This is a genomic window from Marinobacterium sp. MBR-111 (genome assembly GCF_040547585.1).
In the GTDB taxonomy this organism is placed as follows: Bacteria; Pseudomonadota; Gammaproteobacteria; order Pseudomonadales; family Balneatricaceae; genus Marinobacterium; species Marinobacterium iners.
Genome location: NZ_JBEPQA010000001.1, coordinates 217,750 through 234,861 on the forward strand (window position 1 = coordinate 217,750; position 17,112 = coordinate 234,861).

Below are 17,112 nucleotides of genomic sequence, written 5' to 3' on the forward strand. Positions count from 1 at the left end.
CCAGATTATTAGACAATTTTAATATTTTGGAGGCCAATCCATGTCTGACTCTCTTCATATTTCCTGCCCCTCCTGTTTGGCAACAAATCGCATTCCCGCTTCCAGGCTCACACAGAAACCTGCCTGTGGTCGCTGTCACCAACCGCTGTTCATGGCTACTCCGCTTGAGCTCGATGAAACCGCTTTTGCTCGTGTTCAGGCCAATACGGACCTGCCGGTTCTGGTTGATTTCTGGGCATCATGGTGCGGTCCCTGCAAGATGATGGCACCGGTATTCGAGCGTGCGGCTGCCGAGCTGGAGCCTGCATGTCGTCTGGTCAAGATCAATACCGAGCAGTGTCAAAACCTGTCGGCACGCTACCAGATCCGCAGTATTCCAACGCTATTGCTACTGCAGGGCGGACAGGAGGTGGCGCGGCAGGCAGGTGCCATGGACCAGGTCAGCCTGGTCCGCTGGGTACGCCAGCATCTCTGACCGTCAAGGGAGCGGAGTCGGAGCGCCATACAGATAGCCCTGAGTGCCATCGATTTGCATCTCTTCCAGCAACTGCTGCTGCATTGGGCGCTCTACATGCTCGGCGTAGGCCTTTATTTCCAAACTGTGCGCTACGCTTATCAGGCTACTGACAAAGAAACGATCCTCCTCGCTGTGATCCAGCTGTCGAATCAGTGAACCATCAATCTTGAGGTAGTCGGGTCTCAATGCATAGAGGTAACTGAAGCCGTTTGGGTGTGTACCGAAGTTGTCCACGCCAAAGCTGACCCCGAGCTGCTGTACTGAACGACGCAGGGATAGAATCGATTCCTGATGTGCCAGAATTGCGGTCTCGTTAATTTCAATGTTGAGCCGTCCTCGGTGTGAGCTGGCGCTGAGTTGCTCAAGCAACCAGGGCACAAAGGGCGGGTGTTCCAGTGTCTGGTTTGCCAGGTTGAGACTGAGTGCGGGTGCGCCTGGGTTGTGGCTCAGGTAATTCAGAGCCTGTCTGACGATGGCGCGATCAATTCGTTCCATCAGGCCGAGATCCAGCGCTACGCTGATGAATTCGCCGGCGCTGCAAGGTTCATTATCGAGGTTCAGAATGCGGGCAAACACCTCTGCATGAATCGCTTCCTGCTTGGTTGACTTAAGGATCTGATGTTGCAGGAAGATTTGCTCATTGTTAATTGCATTGGCCACGTGAGACTGCCACTGCTCGGACCAGGTATGCTGGCTCTGGCGTGCGTGATAGTGCACCACTGCATCATGACCTGCCTCGGCTTCGTTAACAGCCAGGCGCGCCTGTGACATCAGCTGCTCAGGTGAACAGTGGTCATGACCGGAGGCGATGCCAATGCACAGTATCGAGGGTGTCGCGTCCTTCTTGCTGAGCTGTTCATACAGAGTGTTGATCTGCATCAGGCCGGGTTGCAGGCGGCGTTGCCAGTCATCGAAGTTGCGCTGTCTTGCCAGTAGTACCAGGTCAGCGCCACCGAGTCGGCCGGTGATACTGAGCCCCGTGGATTGTCCAAGGTCTTCGATCATGCTGGCACATGCCTTGATCAGATGGTTGGCGGCATCTTCACCGAGATCACGGTTAACCTGCTGCAGGTCTCTCAGGTGGAACAACAGTAGTGATGCGGGGCCAAAGTCCTGGCGGTATTCCAGATGCTCCTGAATCTGGGCCAGCAGGGCGCGACGATTATTCAAGCCTGTGAGGCTGTCACGGTAGGCTGTGCTGCGAAGGGCCTCAATATTTCGGTTCTGTTCCTCGAACATGTGTTGTACCTGCTTCACCATCAGGTTCATGGCGATCACAACGCGTCGCAGTTCGCGGGTTCGTGGAAGGTCAGGTTGTTCGATATATTCGCGCCGGGCAAGTGCCATTGCCTGATGCTCCACCCCGTGTAGAGGGCGCATGATAAAGCGCAGCAGCAGTGTCAGGAGCAGTGCAGAAACCAGAGCGAGTACGCTGAACAGCAGCATCGTATCGCGCACCCCGGCCCACAGTCGCTCATAGGCATATCCAGCACGGCTGCGCACATGGATCTCACCGACCTGTTGCCATTGATAGGCGATGGCGCGAGACATGGCGGGCGGCGTGATGCGCATCATGCTGATGAACCAATCCGGAGCATTGACTGCGGCTTCCGGATTGTAGCTCTTGCTATACAGAACCGAGCCATCCTTTCCGGTCACTTCAATCTGCTGGTAGAAGCCACTATCGAAAATGGCATTGACGGCGGTTGCGATGGTCGCGCTGTCGGATTGCTGCATATAAGGTGCGAGGTACAGTCCGAGATGAGTGGCGCCATCTTCGGCATGCGATTCGAGCTGGCGTACCAGTGTGTCGCGCGAGCTGTCCGAAAGGAGGTATACGGTGCCCAGAACCAGCCCCAGCAATACGGTGAATACGGCAGCGATCAGTTGGTTGGTAAGGGACATTATTGGCGCTCCTGCGACTGTTGAATGTTGACCCGGTTGTTTTCCATGCGTGACTGCAGTTGTACCCATGGCTTGAGGCGATCGGATGTACCCACCAGCTCGGCTCGCTGGCCTTTCTTGCTGAGCCAGAGGCTTTCACCGTTGAAAGTATAGACGTGCAGCAGGTCTGGGCGCTCATTGGCCGGGCGAATCGAGTTGATCAGATTGTCCAGTACCAGCGGCATGGCCGTGGGGCTGGAGTAGTAGGTCAGCACCATATGTGCCTGGTTCAGCTCAAGGGCCTTGACGTAGCTCAGGCTCAAACGCTCTTCAGCGACACCCATCACCCTCAGTGTGTAGTACTTGGCGATTGAAAAATCCTCGCAGTCACCGCCATTGCTGATCAGGAACTCTACCGGCGTAGCCCAATAGTCCTCCTTACCCCAGTGAGCAATATCATCCAAAAAACGCACCTGATTGAAAAATCGGTTAACCCGTTCCAGTTTCTCCGGTTCGCTCAACTGGTTGCCTTCGCGTATCAGGTTTTGCCAGGCCGTCAGCCTGCGTGCTGCCTGTTCTCCATACAGCTCACGGTAGCCTTCAATGCTGGCATCTGAAAGCAGTTGGGGCTGGTCGGCAGTGGCTAGCAGTGTGAGACCGGCGAACAGGGCTGCAACGCAGCACCGATACAGACAGCGTCCGGGTCTGCGCAGGCACATGAGGATGTTGCTCAAACGGGGCTTCCCATTAATGGTCTTATCAGTTCATGATGGTTGAAAAACGCGCGCCGCTCAAGCGTCATCCTGAACAGAGTGACCAGGCATCAAGCCACATTGACTGAGCAGGCGCTGCCAGGCGTCGGTATGGCGGTCTCGTGCCCGGATGTACTGTTGCCACAGGCTGTTATGGTGATCAGACAATGTTGCCTGAAAATAGTGCTTCAGGGCCGGGCTGGTTGGCAGTTCTGTGTAGAGAGGTTCAAGGCCGTTGCGCCATTGTTCACCGCTGCGGTGCAGAGCGGACATCATCGGTTGCAGTTCGCTTGCGTACCAGCCGTTCAATACGGACTGAATGATACGCGCTCGGTTGTTGGGGCGATTATTGAAACAGATCGGGCGCTCATCGAGCCGAGCATTGATGGCGCTGGCGGTCTGGTCCAGTGTTTGGGTGAGCATATTCAGACTTTTCAGCCAGGGTGCGCCGAAGGGACGGGTATGAAGTTCGAAGTAGGATTGCTCAAGTTGGTCGCTCCAGGAAGGCAGAGACCAGTCAGGCTGTTGGCTCATTCTCAGCAATTGCTCGAAACGCTGCAGAGGGGGCTGGAGCGCTCCGGATTGCTGAGCCTGTTTCATCTCTAATGCAGGGTGAGTGCGTGAAAATTGGGAGACCATTTCGCTGGAATTGAAAATGGCGTTACTCAGTACCCGTGGCAGCTGCTGGCGTTTGACCTGTTCGATGTGCTGCAGCCGTTCAAGCAGCTCATTTTCGCTCGTGTCACGTTTCGGCTGCTGTTGAAGCTCATGTATACAGTGGCGCAACGGTGGCAAAAAACGCAGCTCATAGAGCAAGCGCTGCGATGGCAATGCCAGTTTGCCCAGTGAGCTGTTGCGCTCTCCGATCAACTCCATCAGACCGCAGCGACGCAGATCAAACACATTCACAACGCCCTCTCTCAGCTCAGGTATATCAAGCAGTCGCTCCCGTGCTTGAGGGTAAGGCGGTATGGTTTTATCAAGCTCCAGATTGATGGGGTAATCGATGGCATTGGCAACGCGACTGGCATAGTCCTCCAATCGCGTCTGGGGATTTTCAGTGCTGCAGGCGCTCAACAGAAGCAGCGCCAGAGTTGCTATCAACATCCGCATGACGTGCAATCCTGACCAGGCGTGTTGTCAGTAGTACGGCACCGACGCTGAGCCCGATCAGCAGTCCATACCAGAGTCCGGCTGCCCCCTGTGGCGCTGTCAGCCATTGAGTGAATCCCAGTACATACCCGACCGGAAGGCCGATCAGCCAATAAGCAATGAACACCATCAGCAGGGGGACGGCCGTATCCTTGTAGCCACGCAAGGCGCCGGCTGCACTGACCTGAAGTGCATCGGAAAACTGAAAAACGGCCGCAATACTGATCAGGGTGGCGGCCAGGCCAATAATCGCTTCACGGTCAGTGTAGAGTCCTACAATGGACTCGGCCAACAGTAGTGAAAGTGAGCTGCTGACAAGGGCGATGGTCAGGGTGATCATAACGCCGGTGATCACGGCATGTCGTGCGGCATCGCCTTGACCAGCCCCGACAAGCTGGCCTACACGGATGGTCAGTGCCATTGCAATGCTGAGTGGTACCATGAAGATCATGCCAGTATAGCTAATGGTGATCTGGTTGGCGGCGATCACCGTCTCGCCCAGCGGGGCCAGCAGCAGCGCCAACACGCAGAACATGCTGACCTCAATCAGCAATGCAAAGCCGATCGGCAGGCCGAGCCGAAGGAATGTCAGAATCACACTGCCTTTGGGGCGCTGCCAGTGACTGTAAAGACGCAGTGGCCTGAAGCGAGGGCTGCGCAGCAGGTAGGCAATACCGGTCAGCAGCATGACCCACATCACAACGGCGCTGGCATAGCCGCAACCAACACCTCCCATTTCCGGCAGCCCCAGCTTGCCGAAAATCAGTACATAGTTGAGAGGGATATTACAGAGCATGCCAAGGACGGCGATGCGCATGACCGGATGGGTTTTGCCAAAGCCTTCACTGTAGCTGCGTACCACCTGATAGAGCAGAAAAGCAGGGAATCCCCAGCTTATTGCATCAAGGTAGTCGCGTGTAGTCTGCTCCAGTCGGGCTTCCAACTGCAGCAGTTCGAGTATCGGGCCTGGGTTGCGCAACAGCAGGACCCCCAGCAGGCTCAACAGCAGCGCAATCCATACGGCCTGCTGCAGCACCTGGCGGCTGCGGCGCTCGCGATGGGCGCCTATCAGGTGGGCAACCAGCGGAGTGGTGGCCATCAGTATACCGCCCAGTGCCAGAAACAATGGCAACCAGAGGCTACTGCCAAGTGCAATGGCCGCAAGGTCGTTGGCTCCCGCACGAGCAGCCATCAGGGTGTCGATAAAGCCGATGGCGCTCTGAGCCAGCTGAGCTACCATGATCGGCCAGCCAAGCAGTAGCAGGGTGCGAATTTCCTCGCTGCGGTTGAAACCAGACCTCAACATGTCGCAGGGGCGGCGTGCTGAGCGTGTGTGGTGTTCATTGAACGGGTCCTTTTCACGGTGTGGCTGCGCATGTTGGAATATCCTCCTGTGGCGGGGCAAGGATAAGGGTGCGCTAACAGTAGTGCAACGCTAAGATGCAATGATACTGATAGATCAATTCCGGAGGTGAGTGATGAAGCTGCAAGACAGCAGTCTGCTGCGTGGGCAGGCCTATGTTAACGGTGAGTGGATTGACGCGAAAAGTGGAGAGACCTTCGCTGTCTTCAACCCTGCTACGGGTGACGAGCTGGTCCGGGTGCCACTGATGTCAGAGACGGATGCCAAGGCAGCCGTGACCGCCGCTCATGAGGCCTTCAAGCAGTGGCGTACGACAACCGCGAAGGAGCGAGCGACCGTGCTGCGACGCTGGTATCAACTGATGCAGGACAATATGGAAGACCTCGCACTGTTGATGACGCTTGAGCAGGGCAAGCCGTTGGCCGAAGCTCGTGGCGAAGTGCAGTATGCTGCAAGCTTTGTCGAATGGTTTGCCGAAGAAGGTAAGCGTGCCTATGGCGAGCTGATTCCAACTCACAAGCAGGATGCTCGCATTCTGGTCAGTCGTGAACCGGTCGGGGTGGTTGCCGCCATCACGCCCTGGAATTTCCCCGCCGCCATGATTACCCGCAAGGCCGCTCCTGCTCTGGCAGCAGGTTGCAGTTTCATCTGCAAACCGGCAGAAGATACACCGCTTTCTGCACTTGCACTGGCCGAATTGGCTCACCGTGCCGGTATTCCGGCCGGGGTGTTCAACATTCTTACGGGAGATCCAAGGGCGCTGGGCTCGGTGCTGACCGGGCATGAGCTGGTCCGTAAACTGTCTTTTACCGGCTCCACCCCGGTTGGCAAGCTGTTGATGGCGCAGTGTGCCAATACAGTGAAACGGGTCTCTCTGGAGCTGGGCGGTAATGCCCCTTTCATCGTATTTGATGATGCGGATCTTGAGCGGGCGCTGGATGGCGCCATGGCATCCAAATATCGCAATGCCGGCCAGACCTGTGTCTGTACCAACCGCTTTCTGGTGCAGGACGGAATCTATGACCGCTTTGTCGAGGCGTTGGCTGAACGCACGCGACAGCTGAAAGTGGGAAGTGGCACTGACGCAGATGTGCAGCAGGGGCCTCTGATCAACGCCGCTGCAGTGGCCAAGATCCAGAGCCACATTGATGATGCCGTTGCCAAGGGAGCAAGTGTGGTGTGTGGCGGCAAGCCACATGCCTTGGGACGCACATGGTTCGAGCCTACTGTGCTGCGTGATGTAACGCCACAGATGCAGGTGGCAACAGAAGAGACTTTCGGGCCACTTGCTCCTGTTTTTCGCTTCAGTGATGAAGCGGAGGCCATCGCCATGGCGAATGACACCGAATATGGTTTGGCGGCCTACTTTTTCAGTCGTGATCTTGGACGGGTCTGGCGGGTGGCTGAAGGCCTTGAATACGGCATGATCGGCATCAACGAAGGGATTATATCTACCGAGCTGGCACCGTTTGGCGGGGTGAAGGCATCCGGGCTGGGGCGTGAAGGGGCTCGCCAGGGGCTGGAAGAGTACCTGGAGTGCAAATACATGCTGATGGGTGGTATCTGACATAAAAACGCCGGGGCTGTGTATGCCGCCCCGGCGTTTTTTAAAGCGTGGCTGAATCAGTCCAGACGCTTGCGGACATAGCTGCCGGGGGCAGGCTCAATCACCTTGTAATCACTGTTGCCGTAATCCTTCGGTGCATCAACCTTCTTGCCGGCACGACGACGCAGCCAGTCGTTCCAGTTGTTCCACCACGAGCCTTCCTGGCGCTCAGCGGTTTCCAGCCAGGCTTCGGGACCGCGTCCCATTTCGCCCTTGATCCAGAAATTGCGGCGATTCTTTTTCGCCGGATTGATAACGCCGGCAACGTGTCCACTGGCACCCAGCACAAACTCCACTGTGCCGCCAAACAGATCCAGCGCCTTGAAGGTGCCTTTCCAGGGGGCAATATGGTCTTCCATGGTTGAGAGGAAGTAGCAGGGAGTCTTGACCTTGCGCAGATCAATCGGCTCGCCACATATGGTCAGGCCGTCAGGCTCAACCAGCTTGTTCTCTAGGTACATATTGTTTATGTAATAGGTGTACATCGCTGCCGGCAGGTTGGTCGGGTCGCTGTTCCAGTAGAGGATGTCGAACGGCGGTGGTGTCTGTCCCTTGAGGTAATTGTTGACCACATAGGACCAGATCAGGTCATTGGAGCGCAGCATGTTGAAGGATGTGGCCAGTTCTCGGCCGTGCAGAATGCCCTCACTGTTGACCTTGGATTCCAGTTGCTTGACCTGATATTGATCGATGTATACGCACAGGTCACCGGGGTTGCTGAAATCGATCAGCGTAGTGAGGAAGGTGCAGCTGCCGACCGAGTTGTCCTTGCGGTTGGCCAGCACAGCGAGAGCCGAGGCCATCAGGGTACCGCCAACGCACCAGGATACGGTGTTGACCTTTTCCTGACCACTGATTGACTTGGTGACTTCAAGTGCCTTCAGAATACCGTCGCCAACGTAGTCATCCCAGCTCAAATCGCGTTGCTCTGCACCGGGGTTGGTCCAGGAGATGAGGTAAACATCCTGTCCCTGCTCCAGGCAGTAGCGGACAAACGAGTTATCCTGCTGCAGATCCAGAATGTAGAACTTGTTGATGCTTGGCGGCACGATAAGGGTTGGGCGCTCGTAAACCTGTTCGGTCAGCGGTTTGTAGTGGATCAACTGGAAGATGTCATTCTGGAAAACAACAGCACCTTCAGTCGTTGCCAGATTCTTGCCCAGTTCAAATGACGACTCGTCGGTCATTGAGATGCGGCCTTTCTCGATGTCGCCGAGAAGGTTTTTCAGACCGTTAACCAGACTTTCCCCTTTGGTTTCCAGTGCCTGTTGCAGCACTTCGGGGTTGGTGATGGCAAAGTTGGTGGGGGAGAGCGCATCCACATACTGGCGGGTGTAAAACTCCAACTTCTGCTGCTCCTGCGGCGACAGATTGGCATTGTGGGCCATCTCGGTCAGCATGCGTGAGGTCAGTAGATAGGACTGTTTGATATAGTCGAAAACCGGGTTTTTGGACCATTCATCCGCCTTGAAGCGGCGATCGCCGGGCGGTGGTTCGGCAACCGGGCTGCTGGTATTGCCCGTCAACAGGTTGCGCCAAAGGTTGAATTGCGCCTGCTGATAGTCAGCGATGGCACGTACCCATACAGTCGGATCTTCAAGAGAGCGGGTGGCCAGTTCAGTCCATGATTGCGTGAACTGACGCAGGATATCGTCACCGCCGGTTGCCGAGAACATCTCCAGCATTTTGCTGGTCTCGTGATTGACGTAATTGATGAATTCCTGCGGGTCTGTTGCGATGTTGCCTTGTTTATCCGTCATAACTGCCTGCTTTCGGTCTCTGTTGTCCGGTATGAACGCAGGCTCCCTGGCCCTGAATACGCTTACGCCGGAATCAACCTGTGGTTTTGGCTTGTAGCGGGAAACTGTTTTGAGCATAGACCGGTGCCTATGGCACTGACAAGCCCTCATAAAGTATTAGCATCAGGCTTTGCTATTGCACCTGTGTTACTGCGATGCAATATTTCGCGTTTTGCTGTCGAGAGAGCATGGCCGAGGTGAAGGTTGTGTCAGTATAAGTAATAATGTTGCATGCGCTTAAAAACAGGATGAAAAGTGATCATGTACCAGCTTGACCTGATGACCACAGAGGGCTGTCACCTGTGTGATGATGCCGTTGCCATACTTCAGCTGGGGCTTGAACCGGATGAGGCTGAAGTGGATCTGGTTGATATTGTCTACGATGAAGCGCTGATGGAGCGCTATGCGACACGGATTCCCGTATTGGTTGATCGGGTCAGTGGTGGCGAGCTTGATTGGCCCTTTGATGGTCAGCGGCTGGCGCAGTTTCTGCAAAACTGCGCTCAGCCTTAGGGTCAGGTTAACCGCCGTTCTGCTGATACAGTGCCAGCATATTGAACTCCTGTGGACTGAACAGGGTCACCGGGCGCTGAGCCAAACGTTCGTAAATGACTCTGAATGCCAAAACGTTTTGGACGTAGTTGCGGGTTTCGTCGAAGGGGATGGTTTCGATCCAGATGTCCAGTGGCAGGTCACCCCGTGCATCCAACCATTGGCTGACGCGATAGGGGCCGGCATTATAAGCGGCTGATGCATAGGCCAGGTTGCCGTTGAAGCGCTCAGCCATCTCGCTCAGATAGGCGGTGCCCAGGCGAATATTGGTGTCTGGCTCGGACAGCAGGCTGAGCCTGGGCAACGGAATGGCATGGCGTTTGGCCGTGGCGCGTGCCGTTGCCGGCATCAACTGCATCAATCCCAGCGCGCCGGCATGGGAGCGTGCCTGCATCCAAAATGCACTCTCCTGACGGGCAATGGCAACCGCCCAGGCCGGATCGATGGCGCGATTCTGGGCGTGCTGTTCAAACAGCTCCGGCAGGGGGTTGGGGAAGCGCAGCTGCATGTCGTTCCAGCGCTGGCTGCTGATGGCGCCCCGAATGCCTTGATCGTACCAGCCCCATTCTCTGGCCAGGTGGGCGGCCGCGTGAATTTGCTCGGGCTTCATGTGGCTGATCGCAAGATTCCACTCCGAGCGGGCATCATAATAGCGCTCAAGCGCGAGCAATTCACGAATGCGGACAAACGCAGGCAGTTGTGCCAGCTGTTGTTTGGCGTCTGTGCTCTGAATCAGTGGCGTATCATTGAGCTGGTAGGGTGTGTCCAGCATCTGGGCTGCCATAAAGCCATAGAATGAGCGCTCGGTGGCAAGATCTCGCAACAGAGCCTCTCGGCCGGGCTTACCTAGCTGTTCCAGAGCAATCGCTTTCCAGTAGCGCCAGCGGTCGGTGTGTCTCTCAGCCTCGTCCAGCTTTTCAATCAGGGACAGCGCTTCGGCCCAGTCCTGTCGTACCAGCGCCAGACGAACTCGCCACCCAGAAAGGTCTGCCAGTTTATGCTCGGGATCCAGTGAGGCCAGCAGGGGATCGGTTTCGGCCGGGAAGCGCTTTGCCATCAGCACGCCCAGACGCCTGCTGACGGAGTCGTATTGTTCGGCCGGTACCTGCAATCGCTCGCGCTCACGTACCCAGAGTCGAATGGCCTGCTCAAGGTCCTGACGTGCCAGTCGGTTGACCGCCAATACCAGCAGCTGATCGGCATGCGGTGTTTCGGGGCTGAGCAACTGGGGTTGCTGTGTCAGTTGCTCCGGGTTGTCATACAGGGAACGAGCTAGTTTTGCCTGCTGCTGCAACTCGCTTTGCGTAATGAAGCGTGCCGCATAGGTTGCCAAGCCGGGGCGTCCCCGCATCAATGCAGCCAAGTGGCGATTGAGTGCATCCTGCTGGCTGAAGTGGCTTGATTTCAGCCACTGACTGAAAACGGGGTCGCATTCGTCAGGCTGTGAATGGCCAACGGTCCAGAGCGTGCGGGCCGCTTCCCAGGCGTCCTGCTGTTGCTGCGTGTCCAGAAGGTAGCTCGCATGCAGGCACTGCAACCGAGTGTCGGGGCGCTGAATTTGTTGCCAGGCTTGGCTGAAAGCTGGCCAGTCTTTTTTTTCGCCACTGCTGCGAGCCCAGGCAAACAGCAGTCGACCCGCCAATGGGGTATCCGCATTGGCATCGATAAATGCCTGCAGTTGTTCAGCAGAAGCGCTGTCGATCCGGCTGTTGATTTGCTGGTACTCGAGATAGGGGTACAGAGGATATGTGCTGAATGCGGTTTTTTGCTCATGGCTGAGCGGGGTGGCCTGCAGCAAGGCGCTTCTGAACTGTTCACGCAGTTCATCGTGATGATCGTGTGCGCTGGATACGCCAGCTTGCAGCAGTGGCGGCAACAATAACAATAACTTCAGCCTGAACATAATAATCTCCGAACAGCCGTAACCAATCTGAATACTGTCGGCCAGTGTATCCTGCTCTAAAAGCAAAAATAACCATTGTTCTGCTGTTTTCAACAGAAGCACTGAATTCAGGTACACTAGCGCGCTTGAATGTTTGCAAGGTACGGGTTTGTATGCCGCTGATAAAATTGGAAGGTGTGTCGGTCAGCTTCAGTGCTGCGCCGCTGATGGATGGTGTTGATTTTCAGATTGATCCGGGCGAGCGGATTGCACTGGTTGGTCTCAACGGGGCGGGGAAGTCGACCCTGATGAAGCTGGTGTCCGGCGAGATTCATTCTGATCAGGGCTCTGTCTGGCGAGATCCGGCCATTCGTATCGCTCAGCTGTCCCAGATGCTGCCGGCAGCCGATGAGCGGACGGTACATGATGTGGTAGCGTCCGGTCTTGCCGAAGTGGTTGAGCTGCGCCGTGCCTACGATACCCTTTCACACAACACGGATGCCGCTTCACTGAAGCAGCTGGAAGAGCTGCAGCATCAGTTGGAAGCCCGTGACGGCTGGCATCTTGAACAGCAAGTACAGTCTGTGCTGGATCGGCTTGGGCTGCAGCCGGATACCCGTATGGCAGAGCTGTCCGGTGGTTGGCGTCGCCGTGCCGCCCTGGGGGCGGCACTGGTGCAGAAACCCGATCTGTTGCTGCTGGATGAGCCGACCAACCATCTCGATATCGAAACCATTGAATGGCTTGAGCAGATGATGCTCGACTTCCGGGGAGCCATTCTGTTTGTCTCGCATGACCGTGCGCTGGTGGAGAAGCTGGCAACACGCATCGTAGAGCTGGATCGCGGTGTGCTGACCAGCTTTCCGGGCAGCTACAGCCGTTACCTGGAACTGAAACAGCAGCTGCTGGATGAGGAGGCGCGTCACAACGCCGAATTTGACAAAAAGCTGGCCCAGGAGGAACGCTGGATTCGTCAGGGGATCAAGGCACGCCGCACCCGCAACGAAGGCAGAGTTCGTGCGCTGGAGCAACTGCGACGCGAGCGTTCACAGCGCCGTGAGCGCCAGGGCGGGGCAAGCTTTGGTCTTGAAGAGGCGCAGAAGTCAGGCAAGCTGGTGGCAGAGCTGGAGCATGTCTCTATGAGTTACGCTGGCAAACCATTGTTGTGTGACTTCTCACTCAAGATTCAGCGTGGTGACCGAATCGGTTTGATCGGTCCTAACGGCAGCGGCAAAAGCACTTTGTTGAAGATTGTACTCGGCCAGCTTGAGCCGGAGTCTGGTGTGGTCAGGCTCGGCACCAAGCTGGAGGTGGCCTACTTCGACCAGCTAAGAGGACAGCTTGACCCCGAAAAAAGCGTGATCGACAACGTATCAGGTGGGCGCGAGAGTATTGACGTCAACGGTCAGTCGCGCCACATTATCAGTTATCTGCAGGATTTTCTGTTCAGCCCCGAGCGTGCGCGGACCCCGGTCAAGGCGCTTTCCGGTGGGGAGTGCAACCGACTGCTGTTGGCGCGTCTGTTCAGTCAGCCGGCCAATGTTCTGGTACTGGACGAGCCAACTAACGACCTTGATGTGGAAACGCTGGAGCTGCTGGAAGAAATTCTACTCAACTTTGATGGCACCATTCTTCTTGTCAGTCATGACCGTCGTTTCCTCGATAATGTGGTCACCAGCTCGGTGGTGTTTGAAGGGCAGGGTGTGGTCCGTGAGTATGTGGGTGACTATGCCGACTGGTTGCGGCAGCGGCCACAGCCTGTCGCAGCGGCCAAGGCCGAGAAGCCAAGGCCTGTTGCCGCGAAAAAGCCGACGGCCAAAAAGCTGAGTTATAAGCTGCAGCGAGAACTGGATCTGTTGCCACAGCAGATGGAGGCGACAGAGGCTGAGCTGGAGCGGTTGCACGCTGTCACCGCATCACCCGAATTTTACGCCGGTGATCAGACCGAGATTGCCAACACGCTCGAGTTGCTGCAACAGCAGGAGCAGCAGCTCGAGGCGTTGATGGAGCGCTGGGTTGAGCTGGAGTCAATGCAGGAGGGGGGTTAGTCCTCCTCTTTTACCCGAATTGCCAGCACATCACATTTGGCGCCATGCAGGACACCATTGGCGGTCGAACCAAGCAGCAGGGCAAGCCCATGGCGGCCATGGCTGCCCAGGATTACCAAGTCGGTGTTGTGCTCTTCGGCAGCACGGTGAATTTCCGTCTCGGTATGGCCTGTCACGATAATTTTGTTACTGACAGGGTAGCCAATCTTTTCTGCATACAGGTCCAGCTTGGTGCGTGCATGCTCGTCAAGCTGCTCCTGTATGGTCGTCAGGTCCATGGGAACATCGCCGCCATAGGCAAAGCTGAGAGGCTCCACTACGTGAATCAGGTTGAGTTCGGCGCCGAAAGCTTTGGCCATCTCGGCCGTTTTCATTGCCAGCTGTTCCGATTCATCTGACAGATCCAGCGCAAGCAGAATGCGGGAATAGATACTCATCGTTACATCCTTCCAGTTGAGTGTGCCTCTAGAATAGCACTGCATGTGCCCGGCGCACACTCCGGATGCTTGACGTTTTTCAGCGTCCTACGCCGTAATAGGTAAATCCAAGCTGGCGCAGGTAGTCCGGCTCGAACAGGTTGCGACCATCAACAATCAGCGGTGTTTGCATCAGCTGCAGCAGGCGCTCATAGTCCGGAGAACTGTACAGGGGCCATTCGGTTAGCAGCAGCAGCGCATCGGCCTGCTGTGTTGCTGTGTAGGGGTCTTGATGCAGTGTGAGTCCGGTGCTTTGCCCCAATTCGCTCTGAAGGGCACTCAGTGCTTCGGGATCATGCACCTGAACCTGTGCTTCCTGTGCCAGCAGGGCACGAATGACCCGCAATGACGGCGCGTTATCCACGCTGGCGACCCCAGGCTTGAATGCGCAGCCCCAGATAGCGATGCGTCGACCGCGCAGATCACACCGATAGTGCTGCCAGACTTTGCGGAAAGGCAGTTCTTTCTGACGCTCATTTTCATTCAGCACGGTGTTAAGCAGGGTTGAATGGTGGGTTTCGGCCAGGATGTCAGCCAGTCCCTCAATGTACTGGGTGAAATGGTGGCCACCAAAACCGCAGCCAGGCGACAGGTAATGCTGTCCAATGCGCTTGTCGCTGCTCATGCCCTGTCGTACCACTTCAATATCCACGTCAAGGCGGTCCGCCAGGTTGGCCAGTTCATTGATGTACCCAAGGCGCAGGGCCAGCATCCCAGAGATGGCAAACTTGCTGAATTCGGCTTCCCGTCGACTCATCCACTGAATCTGCTGCAGGCGAGAAGAAAACGGTCGCAGCAGAGCCTGTAGCCGCAGGCGCGCAGCATCATCCTCGCACCCTACAAGCAGCGTATCGGGAGTTGCAAACTGCTGCAGTGCCTGTCCCTGCTGTAGAGTATCTGGCAGGCAGACTAATGACTGCTGGCGGGCAGAATCAAGCAGGGCGTGCAGCCGGTCGCTGGCACCAATGCCGAAGTTGCTCTGATTGATCAGCACCAGGTTGTCCGGGCCCTGCTGGCTGAGATCACGACAGACGCTTTCGGCATGGCTGATATCGGAAGGGTGGGAGGCAAGCCAATGCCAAGGGGCCTGCAGTGCTTCCTGGTGGCTGCACAATCGGATGTTGCCGGATGTCATGCCTGCGGCAAGGCTGTCCATCAGCCCGGGTTCGGCGCGATGGCTGCTTTCACCCGGAGCTGCTTGCTGCAGAAGTACGTGGTTCCCGGTGCGGGCAAGTTCGACGGCTGCCACCCAGGCACCCAGTTCGTCCCCCCATATCGCAATCAACATTCTGTACTCTCCCTGTCGCTCCATTGACCATGCAGCTGATTCAATACGCCTTCGGTCGCGATATCAAACCGGTCAGTCGTTGCCGGGGTGCCGATTATATCCAGCAGGCTGTTGGCCACCTGTTTGCCAAGCTCGACGCCCCATTGGTCGAAGGGGTTGATGTTCCAGATGACAGACTGAACAAACACCTTATGTTCGTACAGGGCAATCAGAGCACCCAGTGACGCGGGTGTCAGCTCGTCCAGCAGGATAAGTGTGCTGGGCTGATTGCCCTGGTAGCGCTGCCAGGGCGTTGCATTGGATTGATCAACCGCAGCATCGCCCAGTGCCAGGACTCGTGCCTGTGCCAGGCAGTTCGCCAGTGTCAGACGGTGCTGAGATTGCAATGCATCGCTCTGGTCGGCGTAGCGCCGTGCCGGAACAATAAAATCACACATGACCGCTTCACTTCCCTGATGCAGTAACTGGTAAAACGCGTGCTGGGCGTTGGGACCGATTTCACCCCAGAGCACCGGACAGGTGTGGTGTTCAATTCGATTTCCCTGCCGGTCGACGCTCTTGCCGTTGCTTTCCATTTCCAGCTGTTCAAGGTAGGCGGGAAGGTGTGCCAGCCGGCCATCGTAGGGGAGAATGGCGTGGGCATGGATGCCAAGGAAGTTGATATTCCAGACTTCGGCCAATGCCAGCAGGACAGGCAAGTTGTGACTGAAGGGGGTGTGCCGAAAATGCATGTCCATGCGGTGAGCCCCGTCCAGCAGGGCTCGAAAACCGCTCATGCCGATCCTGACAGCGATCGCCAGGCCAATGGTTGACCAAAGCGAATAGCGTCCTCCGACCCAGTCGCGAAAGTGAAGCTGGTTTTCAACCGGAATGCCCCAGGCTTCTGCGCGTGGCGCATTGGCGGTTACAGCAATGAAATGGCGTCGAGCAAGCAGTTCAGTGGTCAGGCCGCTGGCACGGATAAGCCAGTCCAGTGCCGTCGCCGCGTTGGCGAGGGTGTCGGCGGTGGAAAATGACTTGGATGAAACAACAAACAGGGTGCGGGCCGGATCAAGCTGGTCCAGCAGGCCTGAAATCTGGCTGCCATCCATAGACGATATGAAATGAGTTGTGATCTGGCGTGCTTCCGGTGCTTGAAAGCCGTCCAGTGCGCGGCAGACCATCATTGGACCCAAGTCTGATCCGCCGACTCCTACATTGACCAATGTGTCGATCGGTTCGCCGCTGAAACCGCGCCATTGGCCCTGATGTAGTTGTTCCACCAAATGCTGCATGCGCTGCAGATCAGCCTGCACCAGTGTGACAAGGTCTTCCCCCTGATGCTCAAGTGTTGCTTCTGCGGGCAGGCGCAGTGCCGTATGCAGCGCGGCGCGGTTTTCAGTGTGGTTGATGCGCTCGCCATTGAACAGGGCCTCGATCCACTGTGCCAAGTCGCAGCTGTCAGCGAGTTGCAGTAACTGGGTCAGGGTATTCGTGGTCAGCCGTTGTCGGGACAGATCGAGCAGCAGCTCATCCTGACGAAAACTGAACCGGGAAAACCGGTCCTTTACCTGCAGCAGGTCGCGCAGGTGCAGAGAGGATTCAGTGGCGCAGAGCTGTTCCAGCTGTTGCCAAACCCTGTGCTTGTCCAAGGCGGCTCCTTGCATCTTTACTAATGAGTTGTTGGCAGCGGCTGCCAACCTGAGGCGCATCTTAGTCAGAAACGGCTTTCAGTTAAAGCACTGGTCCATGGCCGTTGCATTCTGCCGGTGCGTCATACTGTCGTTTATGTGGTCTTAGCGTTACTATTCGCG

13 protein-coding genes are annotated in these 17,112 nt (G+C 56.5%); 4 read left to right on the forward strand and 9 right to left on the reverse strand.

Annotated elements, in window-relative coordinates; translation table 11 throughout:
* Positions 1 to 40: 40 nt before the first annotated feature.
* The gene (trxC, locus tag ABIE61_RS01025) at positions 41 to 475 is read left to right on the forward strand and encodes a thioredoxin TrxC (RefSeq protein ID WP_354406036.1); all 435 of its coding nucleotides are present in this window, start codon (positions 41 to 43) and stop codon (positions 473 to 475) included.
* 3 nt (positions 476 to 478) lie between these two features.
* Here trxC and ABIE61_RS01030 read toward each other — a convergent pair whose 3' ends face one another.
* From ABIE61_RS01030 to ABIE61_RS01045, 4 genes are read right to left on the reverse strand one after another with little or no spacing between them, the layout of a single operon-like run.
* The gene (locus ABIE61_RS01030) at positions 479 to 2,422 is read right to left on the reverse strand and encodes a bifunctional diguanylate cyclase/phosphodiesterase (RefSeq protein WP_206834407.1); all 1,944 of its coding nucleotides are present in this window, start codon (positions 2,420 to 2,422) and stop codon (positions 479 to 481) included.
* Positions 2,422 to 3,135: a transglutaminase-like cysteine peptidase gene (locus ABIE61_RS01035; RefSeq protein WP_354406038.1), complete on the reverse strand. Its 714-nt coding sequence runs from the start codon at positions 3,133 to 3,135 to the stop codon at positions 2,422 to 2,424. Before ABIE61_RS01035 ends, ABIE61_RS01030 begins: the two co-directional genes overlap by 1 nt.
* 57 nt (positions 3,136 to 3,192) lie before the next feature.
* Positions 3,193 to 4,266: a DUF3080 family protein gene (locus ABIE61_RS01040; RefSeq protein WP_354406040.1), complete on the reverse strand. Its 1,074-nt coding sequence runs from the start codon at positions 4,264 to 4,266 to the stop codon at positions 3,193 to 3,195.
* Positions 4,211 to 5,611: an MATE family efflux transporter gene (locus tag ABIE61_RS01045; protein WP_091823206.1), complete on the reverse strand. Its 1,401-nt coding sequence runs from the start codon at positions 5,609 to 5,611 to the stop codon at positions 4,211 to 4,213. The genes ABIE61_RS01040 and ABIE61_RS01045 overlap by 56 nt, the downstream gene beginning before the upstream one ends.
* A gap of 172 nt (positions 5,612 to 5,783) precedes the next feature.
* On the opposite strand from ABIE61_RS01045, the gene ABIE61_RS01050 reads away from it, so the two are divergent.
* Positions 5,784 to 7,235: an NAD-dependent succinate-semialdehyde dehydrogenase gene (locus tag ABIE61_RS01050; protein WP_354406041.1), complete on the forward strand. Its 1,452-nt coding sequence runs from the start codon at positions 5,784 to 5,786 to the stop codon at positions 7,233 to 7,235.
* 56 nt (positions 7,236 to 7,291) lie between these two features.
* Here ABIE61_RS01050 and ABIE61_RS01055 read toward each other — a convergent pair whose 3' ends face one another.
* On the reverse strand, positions 7,292 to 9,034 hold the full coding sequence (locus tag ABIE61_RS01055; RefSeq protein WP_091823200.1) for a PHA/PHB synthase family protein: 1,743 nt from the start codon (positions 9,032 to 9,034) through the stop codon (positions 7,292 to 7,294).
* 300 nt (positions 9,035 to 9,334) lie between these two features.
* Between ABIE61_RS01055 and ABIE61_RS01060 the strand changes: the two genes are divergently transcribed.
* A complete protein-coding gene (locus ABIE61_RS01060; RefSeq protein ID WP_242529962.1) occupies positions 9,335 to 9,586 on the forward strand; it encodes a glutaredoxin family protein in 252 nt (83 codons plus the stop codon).
* 7 nt (positions 9,587 to 9,593) lie between these two features.
* On the opposite strand, the gene ABIE61_RS01065 is transcribed toward ABIE61_RS01060, so the two are convergent.
* Complete coding sequence (locus ABIE61_RS01065; protein WP_354406043.1) at positions 9,594 to 11,528, reverse strand: transglycosylase SLT domain-containing protein; 1,935 nt, start codon at positions 11,526 to 11,528, stop codon at positions 9,594 to 9,596.
* Between the two features lie 152 nt (positions 11,529 to 11,680).
* Here ABIE61_RS01065 and ABIE61_RS01070 point away from each other — a divergent pair, with 152 nt between their 5' ends.
* Positions 11,681 to 13,555 (forward strand): ATP-binding cassette domain-containing protein, encoded by a 1,875-nt coding sequence (locus tag ABIE61_RS01070; protein ID WP_354406045.1) that lies wholly within the window; start codon positions 11,681 to 11,683, stop codon positions 13,553 to 13,555.
* Here the strand turns inward: ABIE61_RS01070 and ABIE61_RS01075 are convergent.
* From ABIE61_RS01075 to pgi, 3 genes are all read right to left on the reverse strand, one after another.
* Positions 13,552 to 13,992: a universal stress protein gene (locus ABIE61_RS01075; protein WP_091823188.1), complete on the reverse strand. Its 441-nt coding sequence runs from the start codon at positions 13,990 to 13,992 to the stop codon at positions 13,552 to 13,554. The genes ABIE61_RS01070 and ABIE61_RS01075 overlap by 4 nt on opposite strands.
* Before the next feature lie 79 nt (positions 13,993 to 14,071).
* On the reverse strand, positions 14,072 to 15,319 hold the full coding sequence (locus ABIE61_RS01080) for a nucleotide sugar dehydrogenase (protein ID WP_354406046.1): 1,248 nt from the start codon (positions 15,317 to 15,319) through the stop codon (positions 14,072 to 14,074).
* Positions 15,313 to 16,950 (reverse strand): glucose-6-phosphate isomerase, encoded by a 1,638-nt coding sequence (pgi, locus tag ABIE61_RS01085; protein WP_354406047.1) that lies wholly within the window; start codon positions 16,948 to 16,950, stop codon positions 15,313 to 15,315. The genes ABIE61_RS01080 and pgi overlap by 7 nt, the downstream gene beginning before the upstream one ends.
* Between the last annotated feature and the right edge of the window lie 162 nt (positions 16,951 to 17,112).

Coding starts and splice junctions, on each gene's coding strand:
- ABIE61_RS01070 (WP_354406045.1), top strand. CDS start 11,681: ATGCCGCTGATAAAATTGGAAGGTGTGTCGGTCAGCTTCAGTGCTGCG.
- ABIE61_RS01055 (WP_091823200.1), bottom strand. CDS start 9,034: ATGACGGATAAACAAGGCAACATCGCAACAGACCCGCAGGAATTCATC.
- ABIE61_RS01080 (WP_354406046.1), bottom strand. CDS start 15,319: ATGTTGATTGCGATATGGGGGGACGAACTGGGTGCCTGGGTGGCAGCC.
- ABIE61_RS01045 (WP_091823206.1), bottom strand. CDS start 5,611: ATGTTGAGGTCTGGTTTCAACCGCAGCGAGGAAATTCGCACCCTGCTA.
- trxC (WP_354406036.1), top strand. CDS start 41: ATGTCTGACTCTCTTCATATTTCCTGCCCCTCCTGTTTGGCAACAAAT.
- ABIE61_RS01030 (WP_206834407.1), bottom strand. CDS start 2,422: ATGTCCCTTACCAACCAACTGATCGCTGCCGTATTCACCGTATTGCTG.
- ABIE61_RS01050 (WP_354406041.1), top strand. CDS start 5,784: ATGAAGCTGCAAGACAGCAGTCTGCTGCGTGGGCAGGCCTATGTTAAC.
- ABIE61_RS01040 (WP_354406040.1), bottom strand. CDS start 4,266: ATGCGGATGTTGATAGCAACTCTGGCGCTGCTTCTGTTGAGCGCCTGC.
- ABIE61_RS01075 (WP_091823188.1), bottom strand. CDS start 13,992: ATGAGTATCTATTCCCGCATTCTGCTTGCGCTGGATCTGTCAGATGAA.
- ABIE61_RS01065 (WP_354406043.1), bottom strand. CDS start 11,528: ATGTTCAGGCTGAAGTTATTGTTATTGTTGCCGCCACTGCTGCAAGCT.
- ABIE61_RS01060 (WP_242529962.1), top strand. CDS start 9,335: ATGTACCAGCTTGACCTGATGACCACAGAGGGCTGTCACCTGTGTGAT.